This window comes from Hymenobacter glacieicola (assembly GCF_014640315.1).
GTDB classification, from domain to species: Bacteria; Bacteroidota; Bacteroidia; order Cytophagales; family Hymenobacteraceae; genus Hymenobacter; species Hymenobacter glacieicola.
The window spans coordinates 430,912-443,248 of record NZ_BMGS01000002.1 but is presented as its reverse complement, the minus strand read 5'-3'; the positions used below and the strand labels follow the sequence as shown (position 1 = coordinate 443,248).

Genomic DNA, 12,337 nt, shown 5'->3' with positions numbered 1-12,337 from the left:
GAAAGGAGAGAAAGCTCAACCTCAGGCCAGTTGAAAGAGTAGAAAGCTACCGGCCGAGCTAGCCTGGCTGGTAGCTTTCTACTCTTTCGGCCCAGCCCGCTACCTTCGCCACTTTTCCCTGCGGTTGAGTTAGCTGAAGGCCGTAACCCAAGCCCCTGTTTTCCGCCTTTAGGTTCCTATTCTGTTTCCCTTTTCTTCCTGTTATGCAGATTCCCACCCGGCTTGAGCACGATTTCCTTGGCGAGCGAGCCATTCCCAACGAAGTATACTATGGCATCCAGACGTTGCGGGCCCTGGAAAACTTCCACATCACCGGAATTCCACTGAAGTCGGAGCCCTTGTTTGTGCAGGCCCTGGCCTACGTAAAAAAGGCCGCTGCCATGGCCAACCGTGACCTGGGTGTGCTGGATTCGGCCATTGCGGAGTGCATTATCAAAGCTTGTGACCGGGTAGCCAGCGGGGAGTTCAACGACCAGTTCCTGACCGATATGATTCAGGGAGGTGCCGGTACTTCCGTGAACATGAACGCCAACGAGGTACTAGCCAACGTGGCCCTGGAGCTGATGGGCAAGCAGAAGGGCCAGTACGAGTTCTGCCATCCTAACAACCACGTCAATTGCTCCCAATCAACCAACGATGCCTACCCCACGGCCTTTCGGATAGCCCTCAGTAACAAGCTCATCGGCTACAGCCAGGCCCTGGGCGAGCTGGCCGATGCCTTTGCGGCCAAGGGCCAGGAGTTTCGGAACGTGCTGAAAATGGGGCGGACCCAGCTTCAGGATGCGGTGCCCATGAGTATGGGCGACGAGTTCAAGGCCTTTGCCACCAACCTGCGCGAGGAGCTGCTGCGCATCGAGGACAGCCGTCGGCTTATCAGCGAAATCAACATGGGTGCTACCGCCATTGGCACCGGGGTAAATGCCCCTCCCGGCTACGCCGATTTAGTAACCAAGCACCTGCGCGAAGTCACCTGCCTCGACCTGAGCCTGGCCGGTGACCTGATTGAGGCTACCTATGATACAGGGGCTTACGTGCAGCTTTCCGGCGTGCTGAAGCGCACAGCCGTGAAGCTCTCCAAAATCTGTAACGACCTGCGCCTGCTGTCCTCGGGGCCGCGCACGGGCTTGTTTGAGATTAACTTGCCGCCCCTGCAGCCCGGCTCCAGCATCATGCCCGGCAAGGTAAACCCGGTGGTGCCCGAGGTAGTCAACCAGACGGCTTTCTACGTTATCGGGGCCGATTTAACCGTGACCATGGCCGCTGAGGCCGGCCAGCTGCAACTCAACGTAATGGAGCCAGTTATTTCCTTCGCCCTGTTTACCTCGATTTCCTACATGACCAACGCCTGCCATACCCTGCGCGAAAAGTGCGTGGTGGGCATCACAGCCAACGCCCAGCACGCCGAGAATATGGTGCGCAACAGCATTGGCATCGTCACGCAGCTCAACCCGGTGCTGGGCTACGAAACATCGGCCGAAATTGCGAAGGAAGCCCTGAAGACCGGTAAAACGGTGCATGATATTGCCGTTACGGACCGGCAGCTATTGACCCAGGCTAAATGGGACGAAATCTTCACGTTCGAAAATCTGATTCGCCCAGGCTTCATTCAGTAGTTTAGGTATGGTGCGCTGAAATGCAGCTTTGGGTAGAATACTGTGTCTTGTCTGACCTTTTCCCAAATCTCTCGCGGAGTATTCCACTACTTATGAAGCATCCTACTCGTTTCCGGCAATGGCTTCCTAATCCTACTAAAGGCCGCATGCTCACTGGCCTGAAAGTAGGAGATACCATAGCCCTCGGTGACGGCCAGGAGCGGCCCGTAACCCTACCGGATTTAAAGGAAACTAGGTTTAAGCGCGAAAACCGTATTATGCTGGCCAGTGGCATGCTAGACATGGAGGGCCAGGAGATTCACGAAACGGACATTGTGCAGGTGTTTACCCACCAAGGGCCCGCGGGCCCTTCCTACTTTGCCTACGTCTTTTTTAACCCGACCCGCGGCTTTGTCTTCCGAAATGCCCAGGATGTGCCGATAAGTGCCGTTGCCTTCAAACGGGTCTGGACCAATTTTTACGCTGAGCCGCACTGGATGCAGCAGTTTGAGCACCACGCCAGCTTTATTGAAGAGCACTGGGCCTAGGCGCAGCGAAGTTTCAGAACAGCTCGGCCGGTATCGGTCCCAGGCAGTAATTGGGGCTTGATACCGGCCGGCGCTTTTTACTCCCGCAGAATATGCTTATTTTGGCTGTGTTCCATCGTGCGCTATCCTCTAGCTCCCTCGTTTTGAACCAGCAACCACACCCGGCACCTTCCGGACAGTACCCTGCTACTCCCGCTGAGGCCCTACTTCCGCTGGCCTCCCCGCCCGCCGCTGCTACCCCCGTTGCCAAGCGCGACAAGTTGCTGGTTTCTGCCGCTACCCGGTTGGTTCCCTTGGTAGAGCTGCTCGACCGAATCAAGCCGCACGTAGGCCACAATACCGTTTTCAGCACGCGCCGCCACAAGATTGACGCCCAAATAGCTCTGGCCTACGAGCACCTACGCGCCGACCAGCCTAAGCGCCAAGCCCTTACGGAAGCCTTTAAAACCCTGAGCGAGTTTGTGCTGGAAGAAACCCGTGAGGTCAGCAAGGACGAAGTAAAGGAATCGGCTAAGCGCTTCGTGCTGGCTACCCTCAAAAATGCCCCCAACCTAATCAGCGCCGCCAAACAGTCCGGCCTGCTTTCCTGATGCGCCAGGGGGTAGGAGAGCCCGCGCTCCACCCAAAGGCTTCAGCATAAACCCGGTGGTAGGCGTTACCGCGGGGTCGCCGTTCTGCAGCAGAGCAGGTCCGGCGTCGGGACGTCGGGACGGATGAGCGGGCCGCCGGTGGAAAGAAGCCAGTGTTGTTGGCAGTGCGCGGGCAGGTGTAGCCGGGCAGGCTGGAGTTTTCTCAGTAGAAAGGCGTTCTGCACGTCCGCAAACCAACCGCTGCTGGTGCGGCGCTGGTTAAACCTCGTATCCGGGCGCAACCCGAAGTGCTGAAGATGGGCCGCTGCTGGAGGCGCGCCAGGTCGCGGGTGGGGTAGGGGCGGGGTGGGCATGACTACGGCCCGGGCGCGCTGCTGGGCCGGTGGCAGCGCGCCCGGGTAGGCTTCCAGGAGCTGGCCGCTGTGCACGCTGGGTAAACGTTGCGAGGACCAGCTTAGCGGGGAAAGTAGATGGCAAACGTGGAGCCCTGCCCGAGCTGGCTCTGCACCTCGATGCGGCCGCCGGCATTCTCGACCATTCTCTTGACCATGTGCAGGCCGATGCCCGTGCCCTCGACGTGGGTGTGCAGGCGCTGGAACATGCCAAACAGCTGCTTTTGCCCTCGTGCCAGGTCCAGGCCCAGGCCGTTGTCCTCGACTTCCAGCACCAAGTAGCCGTCGGTGCCGGGCCGGCAGCGCACCTGCACGTGGGGGGCGCGGTCGGGGTGGCGGTACTTGAGGGCGTTGCTGAGCAGGTTGTAGACCACTGAGCGCAGGTTCTTTTCCGAGAAGTTGATGAATGGGCACGCGGTTACGTCGACGTCGAGGCGGGCCCGGGTTTCGGCCAGCAGGGGCAGCAGGTCGAGCCGAACTCCCTCGATGAGGGCGGCCAGCGGTACTTGGTTAGCGGGCTGGGCGTACTCTTTTTGCAGGCGCGAGACGTCAGTAAGGTGGCCGATGGTGCGTTTGAAGCGCTCCACGGCGCCTTGCATCAGCGCCAGCATCTGGGGCACCTGGCCGGGGCGGTCTTCGGCGGGCAACTCGTGCTCCAGGGCCAGCAGCAGCCCTTCGATGTTGGCAATGGGCGCCTTCAAGTCGTGGGAGGCCGTGTAGATGAAGTTGTCGAGGTCGGCGTTGGTGCGTTGGAGCTGCTGCTGCAGCTCCACCTGCTCGTGGATTTCGGTGGTGACGCCGTGGTGGCCGGCCACGGCGCCATCGGGGCCCAGGAAGGGCTGGCTGCGGCTCAGCATCCAGCGCAGCTGCCCGTCGTGGCGGCGGAAGCGACTGGGGGGGCTTTCCCAGCTGTGGCCGGCGGCCACGGCAGCGGCAAAGCTGGCTTACAGGGCCGGCAGGTCTTGAGGGTGCACCAGGGACCAGGTGTCGTCGAGTGAGGCCAACCGGGCGCGGTCGAGGCCGCCCCAGTCCAGCAGGGCATCGTTAACGTAGGTTATGTGGCCGGCCGCATCAGTGCGGTAGAGAAAAGCCGGGGCGTGGGCCGTGAGCAGGCGCAGCTCGGCGGCGGCCTCGTCGGCGCGGCGGCGGGCCAGCACCAGGTCCGTCACGTCGGCGGCCGTGTTTAGAATGCCGTACACCTGGCCTTGAGTGTCGCGCAGGGGGATAAAGCTGTAGTTGTAGTAAAACGTTTGGGGGGTGCCGTTCATTACTACTTTTAGCTGCTGGCGGCGCAGGTGCAGAGCCTCGCCCGTGCTAAACACCTGATGCAACTGCTCGAACACGGCCTGGTTTTCCAGCTCGGGCAACACGTCGGCGTAGCGCCGGCCGATAATATCGGGGCCTTTGCCAATAGCCGCCTGCATTGCCTGGTTGGCCAACTGAATGCGGAACTCCGGGCCCTCGTACACGCCAATCAGAAACGGGGCGCCGGCCACCACGGCCTGCACCTGCTGGGCGCTTTCCTCGGCCTGGCGGCGGGCTAGCACCTGCTCGGTTACCTCAAAGACGAACGCCAGCACCCCATCGACGCGCTGGTGCTCGTCGCGGCGGGCCTGGTAGACGAAGGAGAAGTAGCGGTCCTCCAGGCCCCGGCCATCGGGCCCGGCTAGCGGAATGAGCAAGGCGGGCTCCTGGTGGGTTTCGCCCGTGTCGTAGACGGCGCGTAGGATGGCGGCCACGGGGGTACCGACCACCTCGGGCAGGGCTTCCAGGATGGGGCGGCCTACCAGGGCCCGGCCGGGCAGGAGCTGCTGGTAGCTGGGGTTGACGAACTCGTACTCCAGGTCGGGGCCGGCCAGCACGCAGATGCCGGCCGGGGCCTGCTCAAACAGGGTGTAGAGCTTGCGCCGCTGGACTTCGCGTGCCTGGCGGGCCAGCACCTGCTCGGTCACGTCGTAAGCGAAGGTGGAGACGCCCACGATTTCCCCGTTTTCGCGCAGGGCCTGGTAGGTGAAGTTAAAGTAGATGGTACGCCCGGGCTGGCCCGCCGTGTGGTGGAGCACCACCGGCAGCTCCGTGCCGTGGAAGGTTTCGCCCGTGCGGTACACCTGGTCGAGCAAGTCCGTAAAGCCCTGTTCGGCGGCTTCGGGCAGGGCCTCGGGCACGCTGCGGCCCCGAAACTCGCGGCCCGAAAACAGGGCCTGGTAGGCGGGGTTCACGTATTCGTAGCGGTGCTCGGGCCCGCGCTGAATGCAAATGGCACCCGGCGTCTGCTCGAATACCTGGTACAAGGTTTCGCGCTCCTGGGCCTGGCGCCGGGCGACGGCCAGCAGCTCGGCTTGCAGGGCTTCGGCCTGCTGGCGGGCCCGTACCTGCGCGGTAACTTCCACGCCCACCAGGATAAGGCCCGTCGTGTGGCCCTGCCCGTCGCGCAGGGGGTGCCAGGTGCAGTTGAAGTAGCCCTGAACCAGCTGGCCTGCCGGCCCCCGAGCCAGGGCCACGGGCATTTCCACGGCCGTGAACGGCTCGCCCGTGTGCAGCACCCGGGTGAAAATCTGCTCCAGGCCTTGCTCACGGGCATCGGGCAGGGCGTCGAAGTGGGGCCGGCCGATAACCTGCGCCAGCGGGCGCCCCCACAGGGCTTCCATCACGGGGTTGGCCAGCTCCACAGTAAAGTCGGGCCCCCGCACAATGGCAATGGCTACCGGCGCCTGCTCAAACACCCGCTGCAGCTCGGTCTGCTGCGCTTCGGCTTCGGCGCGGGCGGCCTGGGCTTCCTGGGTGCGCGCCTGCACGCGGGCTTCCAACTCCTGGTTGAGCTGCTCCAGCTGCCGGCGGGCCAGTACCTGCTCGGTCACGTTGTAGGAGAAGTCCAGCACGCCGGTTACCTGGCCCTGGGAGTCGCGCAGGGGTAGGAAAAAGGCATTGAAGTACAGCTGCTGCGGCTGGCCGGCACGCGTGAAATTTACCAGGAAAGGCAATTCGGTGCCTATAAACGGCTCCCCGGTCTGGTACACCTGGTCGAGCACGGGGAGGATGCCCTGGCTAACCAGCTCGGGCCAGGCGTCGCGGATGGGCTGCCCGAGCAAGTCGCGCCCCGCGGCCAGTCGCTGGTAGTAGGGGTTGACGAGGGTAAAGGCCTGGTCGGGGCCTTCGTGCACGGCTACGTGGGCCGGCAGCTGCATGAGCAGGTCGTAGAAGCGCTGGCGCTGACGCTCCACTTCGGCGCGGGCGGCTTGTTCGGCGGCCTGGCTTTGGCGCAGGGCCATTTCGGCGGCCGTTTGGTCCTGGTCGGCGGTGTCGGTGAAGCTCACGATGAGCCGCTCACCGCTACGGCGGGCCGCCAGGCGGAAGCAATGGTCATAGCCGTTGGCGCGGTAGTAGAGCTCGTAGCGCCCGGCCTCGCCCGTTTCATACACGCGCCGGTAGAAGTCGAACACGCCGTTGGTGAAGATGTCGGGGAAAACCGTCCGGGCCGTGCCTTCGGGCCGCTCGGGCTTGCCCGTGATGCGCTGGGCGGCGGGGTTGAGGTAGTCGAGGGTGAAATCGTCCAGCTCGCCCGAGGGGCCGTACAGCGGGCTAAGCAGGTTGACGCCGGTCAGGGAAACGGCCAGCAGGTCGCGCAGCAGCGTGTCGGGTTCGGCTATAGGAATAGACGCGAAAGAATCGGAAAGCATAGCAAATGAGGGGATTACAGGCTGGCGGGCCGCCGCTGTAGAGCGAGGATGAGCTTTTACTGACGAGAAAGGAAGCGGGTTGCGCCTCAACCCACGGATGGCGGGCTAAAGTTTCCGGTGCGCGGGTAGGCGGGCCGCGGCCGCGGCGGGAACCAGGCGTCCGCCGGCCGTAGGTCGGGGCCGGGCGGGTGCCTCATTTCCGCTACAACGTTCCGCAATTAGGTTACGGGGGAAGCGGCTACGGGGCCGGACCTTTGTGCAGTTCACTAACCTAACCTTTCAGCATGAGCTCTCCACTGCACCCCGCCGCCGGCCCGGTACCCACTCCGGGCGCGGCCCCCAAAATCTGGTTTATCACGGGCGCTTCCCGCGGCTTTGGCCGCGTTTGGGCGGAAGCGGCCCTGCAACGGGGCGACCAGGTGGCCGCCACGGCGCGGCAGCTGGCCAGCCTGGCTGATTTGCCAGCCAAGTACGGCGCCAACGTGCTGACGCTGGAACTGGATGTGACCAACCCCGAGCAGGTACAGACGGCGGTTGCCCAGGCCCACGCGCACTTCGGCCGGCTCGACATCGTGCTCAATAATGCCGGCTACTCGCTGGTGGGTACTCTGGAGGAAACGAGCCTGGCCGACATCCGGGCCCTGTACGAAACGAATGTGTTCGGGGCCGTGGCCGTCCTCCAGGCCGCGCTACCCCTGCTGCGGGCCCAGGGGCACGGCCATATTCTGGGCACCTCCAGCGGCCTGGGCCACGTCACGGCCCCGGTGATTGGCACGTACTGCTCCTCGAAGTGGGCCTTCGAAGCCCTGCACGAAAGCCTAGCCGCCGAGGTAGCCCCATTTGGCATTCGGGTCACCATTATCGAGCCCGGGGCCTACGCCACCGAGTTCGGCAGCCCGGAGTCCTTGCGCTTTGCGCCCGGTATGGAAGTGTACGCGGACTTTAAACACCACTTTATGGCCGGCCTCCAGCAGCTGGAACGGGGCAACCCGGCCGCCACGCCCGCGGCCCTCTTCGCCGTGGTGGATGCCGCGCAGCCGCCCCTGCGCCTGTTTCTGGGCCGCCATAACCTGCCCGGCGTGCGCGCGGCCTATGCCGAGCGGCTGGCAACCTGGGAAGCCTGGGAAGACGTGGCCAACGCGGCCCAGGGCGGAGCCCCCGCAACCATCCCGGGCGCCCGGTAGTTGTACCCACGGTCAGTTGCCCCGGGCCCTACCCGAACGACATGAAAAAGCCAGAAAACGCCCCCGTACGGTTTGCCTCCTTATCGGAGGCGCACCGGGCCCTGGGCTTGCCCAGCCCCCAGCACCCCCTGATTAGCCTCGTGCGCGGCGCCAACACGCCCCCCGGGGAGGGTGCGAACCGCCCCCACGTGCTGAGCTTTTATAAAATATCCTACCGGCCCGGGCTGAGCAGCCCCCTCCGCTACGGGCAGGGGTATTACGACTTCGAGGAAGGCGGCTTGCTGTTTGCCGCTCCCAACCAGCTGCTTGGTGGCATGGAGGAAGGCACGGTTGGGGCATGTTCCCAGTACACCCTGCTGGTTCATCCGGATTTTTTGGCCGGTTACCCCCTGGCTAAAAAGATCCACCACTACGGCTTCTTCACCTACTCCGTCCACGAGGCGCTACACGTCTCGCCGTCGGAAAAAGACGTGCTCCTGGCTTTGTTGGAAACCATTGGGGCAGAGCTGGCCAGCCGCCTGGATGAGTTTAGTCAGGACGTAGTGGTGGCCCAGCTGGAATTGCTGCTGACCTACGCGAATCGCTTTTACAAGCGCCAGTTTCTCACGCGCCAGGTGGTGCACAGTGGCTTGCTGCAGCAGCTGGAAGAAATCCTGGCCGAGTGCTTTGGCAGCGAGAACCTCCTCAACCGGGGTATTCCCACGGTTCAGTACCTGGCGCAGCGGCTGCACGTCTCCCCGAGCTATCTAAGCGACATGCTCCGGACCCTGACCGGCCAAAGTGCCCAGCAGCACATCCACGATAAACTCATCGAGCAAGCCAAGGAACAGCTGGCCACCACGAGCTTGTCGGTCAGCGAAGTGGCCTACGCGCTGGGCTTCGAGCACCCGCAATCCTTCAGCCGGTTTTTCAAATCCAAGATGGCCCTCTCGCCCCTGGCCTTCCGCCAGTCTTTCCAGCGCAACTAACGCATCTGCCGCCTGACACGGTAACTCAGCCCAGGCACAGTAGATGCCTAACGAGGCAGCCCCGCCCGTGAGGCGGGGCTGCCTCGTTAGGCGGCTTGCGCCCTGTTTCAGGGTAGCCGTTCTCGGGGCAACAGGCATGAACGCCCGCACCAGGCCGTCCTGGCGAGCGGAGCGGCGCAACTTCATGTTGGCTGAATAGTGTAGCAGTGAAATCTTGCTAAGCAGTTGCTAAACGCTACCTTGCCAAAAGCCGAAAACGGCCTCCCTGCATTGAGCAGAGAGGCCGTTTTCGAGCTGATTTGGCAGTTTTAGTGCCCAAAAGTACCCAGAGCCGGGGTCCTATTGAGGCCTGAAAATGACGCTACAAGTGGTTGAAAAACTGTTTGTTACGTGTGGGGTAAAGGTAAGTGAAAAATGCTTTGGTAGCAGCATTGGTAGCGGCTCCGGTTACCTGGATTTTTTAAGGAATCGTGGGGGCAGTTTGGCGGATGGATTGCCGTACAAGGTGCTCACGATGAACTCACGGGCAATGACATAATTCTGGCCGATGAGCAGGAGCTCGAAAGGAGATGCTGGCGGAGGTGGTGAGGCCAATTCTGGAGGTGGCAGGTAATAGATATCAACGTCGTAGCGGGAGCAGATAGCCGCTACCGCTTGGGCTATCGGGATGGGGACTTGGTTGAGAATAATTCCGCCCGTGCGGGTGAGGTCGGGTCTGATATTGTAGTGGCTCAGGTGCTGCCAGCACCGAGTCCAGCTATTGGCATAGAAGTCGTACCACTTGTCCTGATGCGTATAGAGTTCCTGACGGATGGCATGCAGCAAAGCCGGTGCCTGGGGAAGCGAATCGGGAGTTGCCCGCGCCATTAAGGTGGTGAGAGGTATGTGCAGGGCGCTCAGCATTGGGTGGTCGTGGTGGAAGGAGAGGGGGCCGTGGGTGCCGCGCTGCAGGCGCCAGGTGAGCTTGCCAACGAAGTCGATACGGTGGACTTCGGTATCAGTGACCAGTTCCAGAAAAGAGGTCTGGGTGTAGCGGATTAGGCCGTAAGGATAGAGCTGAGCAAATTGCGTCATCATGGCCGGAAGCTACTGGGTTTTCGGCAGTCCGGAAATAAGCCACCAATGCGCATCCTCGTTATTCCTGATATCCATGGCCGCACGGGTTGGGTGCCCGTCGTGAATAACTTTCTGGCGGGTGCCCAGGCAGCGGACCGGGTGGTTTTTCTGGGGGACTATAACGACAGCTTCACGGTGCCGGACGCGGTGATGCTGGACAACTTCATTGACGTGCTGCTGCTCAAGCAGCAGGAGCCGGAGCGAGTGGTACTGCTACTGGGCAACCACTGTGTGCCCTACCTCTTGTTGCCCCGGTTTCAGTGCTCCGGGTTTCGGCCTACGCTGGCGCCAGCGCTGCACATCCTGTTTAAGCATCATAGGCACTTGTTCCAGGTGGCTTACCAGGCAGGTCCGTACTTATTCACGCACGCAGGAGTGTCGGAAATGTGGCTAAAGGAAAACGGGCTGGCTATCCGGGTGCTGTGCGAAATGCCGGCTACGGTAGATAATTTGCCGGCGGTGTTGAATAAGCTGCTGACAACAGAAGAAGGGCAGCGGCGGCTATGGCAGGTATCGGGTTACAACGGCGGGCGTGACCGGGTGGATGGGCCGCTGTGGGTGCGGCCGGCGCACCTGCGGCGCGGGCTGTTGCCAGGAATTATTCAGGTGGTAGGACACACGCCGCTGCCGGGCATTTCGTGGGATGTGAAGGAAGCTACGCAAACCGGGGTGGTGTTTACGGACTGCCACGACAGGCAGCCTACTGAGTACCTGACATTGGAGCTGCCTGGTTAGCATCTTCCTATTCAGGGAGCAGACTGGGTAAAGGCTTTCATACTTAAGCTATACTCCAGCCATACTGTAGCCATACTGTAGGGTGCAGATATGAGTAAGATGATATTTGTTTATCAAAGTAGAATTAATTAGCACTTTAATAAATAATAGTCTGATATTTGGGTAATGAATGCCCGGACTATTCTGCTGCTTGCTGCCTTGCACTTCCCTGCTCCTACAGCAGAGACGGTGCGGCTCGTGCGCATGATTGACGCGGATACTTTCCTGGTGCGGGCAACAAGCGGAGAATGCCGCATACGACTAACGGGAGTAGATGCGCCGGAACACGACCAGCCATTTAGGCTTCAGGCTACCGATTCTGTGCGCAGGCTGCTGCCCGTAGGGTCCCTCCTGGAGTTTAAGCCGAGCGGACAAAAAGACTTGTACGGTCGGCGGCTTGGAGAAATACGCTTGCAGATTGGTCGGCGAAGTGCAGGGCTGGACAGCCTCTTAGCCGTGAGGGGCTGGGCCTGGGCGTATGCGCCGGCCCGGGAGCGAGTGAAGCGCGAGCCGGAACAACTGCGGGCGCAGGCCTACAGGCGAGGCCTGTGGAAATGCGGTACCGCTGAGCCGGTGCCGCCCCACGTCTGGCGGGACTTTAACAAGAAAATCAGGCGGCTTTACTGGGGTGGCTGCACCTGGTAGGAGTCGGTAATGAAAGCAGCCAGTCAATTATTTCTCACTTCAACCTCTTCCTACTATGGCACGTCAAAGCGGCGTACTTCAAGTACAGGGCACCGTGGGCGGTATCGTCTTTGCCAAAGACGGCTCGGTGCGCCAAAAACAAAGCTCCAACAAGAGCCAATTCAACTCCTCCGCCTCCATGCAGCGGGTGCGGGAAAACGCCAATGAGTTCGGCACGGCGGCCAAGGCCGGCAAGCTCCTGCGGGACGCCTTGCGTAAGGTGGTTTCGCTGGCCTCCGACCGGTTAATGGTGTCGCGTCTGGCCCAGAAGATGAAGCTGATTCTGAATCTGGACGAGGACAACGACCGGGGCGGGCGCCAGATTCTGCCGGAGAACCTGCCGGCGCTGGTAGGCTTCGACTTCAACGCCGGCTCGGCCTTCGCCAGTACCTACTATGGCGGTGTGGTATCGGCCCTGGATCGGGCTACGGGCAACCACACGATCAGCTTGGGGGAGATGAACCCTTCGCGCGACGTGGCGGCCCCGCAAGGTGCTACCCACTACCGCGTAACCGGAGCCGTGGCGGCTGTTAACTTCGAGACGGGCACGTTTGTGGCCACCGATGCGGCCACGGGTGAATCGCCCCTCACCAACGCCGTGCGCCCCGCCGAAGTGCTGCAGCTGGCCCGCCCGTTGGGTGCCCCTGATGACGCGCTGGTGGTAGCCGTAGGCATCGACTTCTACCAGTCGGTAAACGGGAAGCTGTACCCGTTGAACAGCAACGCCTATAACGCCCTGAGCGTGGTGGCGGTGGGCTAAGCCCACAAGATGGATACGGCCGGCTGAAGCAATTCAGTCGGCCGTTGTTTTT

The 12,337-nt window shown here is 61.9% G+C and carries 11 protein-coding genes; 8 read left to right on the top strand and 3 right to left on the bottom strand.

The genetic code is table 11. The annotated features are described in order from the left end of the window. The first annotated feature begins 203 nt into the window (after window positions 1-203). The 3 genes from aspA (at window position 204) to IEW18_RS05015 (ending at window position 2,730) form a co-directional block, all read left to right on the top strand. Window positions 204-1,613 (top strand): aspartate ammonia-lyase, encoded by a 1,410-nt coding sequence (gene aspA, locus IEW18_RS05025; RefSeq protein ID WP_188556722.1) that lies wholly within the window; start codon window positions 204-206, stop codon window positions 1,611-1,613. A gap of 92 nt (window positions 1,614-1,705) precedes the next feature. Next, window positions 1,706-2,140 (top strand): hypothetical protein, encoded by a 435-nt coding sequence (locus IEW18_RS05020; RefSeq protein WP_188556721.1) that lies wholly within the window; start codon window positions 1,706-1,708, stop codon window positions 2,138-2,140. Window positions 2,141-2,283: 143 nt separating this feature from the next. After that, window positions 2,284-2,730 carry a hypothetical protein gene (locus IEW18_RS05015; RefSeq protein ID WP_188556720.1) on the top strand — a complete coding sequence of 149 codons (447 nt, stop codon included), beginning with the start codon at window positions 2,284-2,286 and terminating at the stop codon, window positions 2,728-2,730. Between the two features lie 454 nt (window positions 2,731-3,184). On the opposite strand, the gene IEW18_RS05010 is transcribed toward IEW18_RS05015, so the two are convergent. Together IEW18_RS05010 and IEW18_RS05005 are read right to left on the bottom strand one after the other, a co-directional pair. Then, window positions 3,185-4,048 carry a sensor histidine kinase gene (locus tag IEW18_RS05010; protein WP_188556719.1) on the bottom strand — a complete coding sequence of 288 codons (864 nt, stop codon included), beginning with the start codon at window positions 4,046-4,048 and terminating at the stop codon, window positions 3,185-3,187. 18 nt (window positions 4,049-4,066) lie between these two features. Beyond that, entirely contained in the window at window positions 4,067-6,799 is a 2,733-nt protein-coding gene (locus IEW18_RS05005; protein WP_188556718.1) for a PAS domain-containing protein, read from the bottom strand. A 284-nt stretch (window positions 6,800-7,083) separates the two neighbouring features. Here IEW18_RS05005 and IEW18_RS05000 point away from each other — a divergent pair, with 284 nt between their 5' ends. Both IEW18_RS05000 and IEW18_RS04995 read left to right on the top strand, forming a co-directional pair. After that, window positions 7,084-7,983 (top strand): SDR family NAD(P)-dependent oxidoreductase, encoded by a 900-nt coding sequence (locus tag IEW18_RS05000; protein WP_188556717.1) that lies wholly within the window; start codon window positions 7,084-7,086, stop codon window positions 7,981-7,983. A 41-nt stretch (window positions 7,984-8,024) separates the two neighbouring features. Beyond that, window positions 8,025-8,951: a helix-turn-helix domain-containing protein gene (locus IEW18_RS04995; RefSeq protein WP_188556716.1), complete on the top strand. Its 927-nt coding sequence runs from the start codon at window positions 8,025-8,027 to the stop codon at window positions 8,949-8,951. 447 nt (window positions 8,952-9,398) lie between these two features. Here IEW18_RS04995 and IEW18_RS04990 read toward each other — a convergent pair whose 3' ends face one another. Next, window positions 9,399-10,028 (bottom strand): uroporphyrinogen decarboxylase/cobalamine-independent methonine synthase family protein, encoded by a 630-nt coding sequence (locus tag IEW18_RS04990; protein WP_188556715.1) that lies wholly within the window; start codon window positions 10,026-10,028, stop codon window positions 9,399-9,401. A 45-nt stretch (window positions 10,029-10,073) separates the two neighbouring features. Between IEW18_RS04990 and IEW18_RS04985 the strand changes: the two genes are divergently transcribed. From IEW18_RS04985 to IEW18_RS04975, 3 genes are all read left to right on the top strand, one after another. Beyond that, a complete protein-coding gene (locus tag IEW18_RS04985; RefSeq protein ID WP_188556714.1) occupies window positions 10,074-10,802 on the top strand; it encodes a metallophosphoesterase in 729 nt (242 codons plus the stop codon). Between the two features lie 165 nt (window positions 10,803-10,967). Next, on the top strand, window positions 10,968-11,486 hold the full coding sequence (locus IEW18_RS04980; RefSeq protein ID WP_308428039.1) for a thermonuclease family protein: 519 nt from the start codon (window positions 10,968-10,970) through the stop codon (window positions 11,484-11,486). 55 nt (window positions 11,487-11,541) lie between these two features. Further along, entirely contained in the window at window positions 11,542-12,285 is a 744-nt protein-coding gene (locus IEW18_RS04975; protein ID WP_188556713.1) for a hypothetical protein, read from the top strand. Window positions 12,286-12,337: the final 52 nt, after the last annotated feature.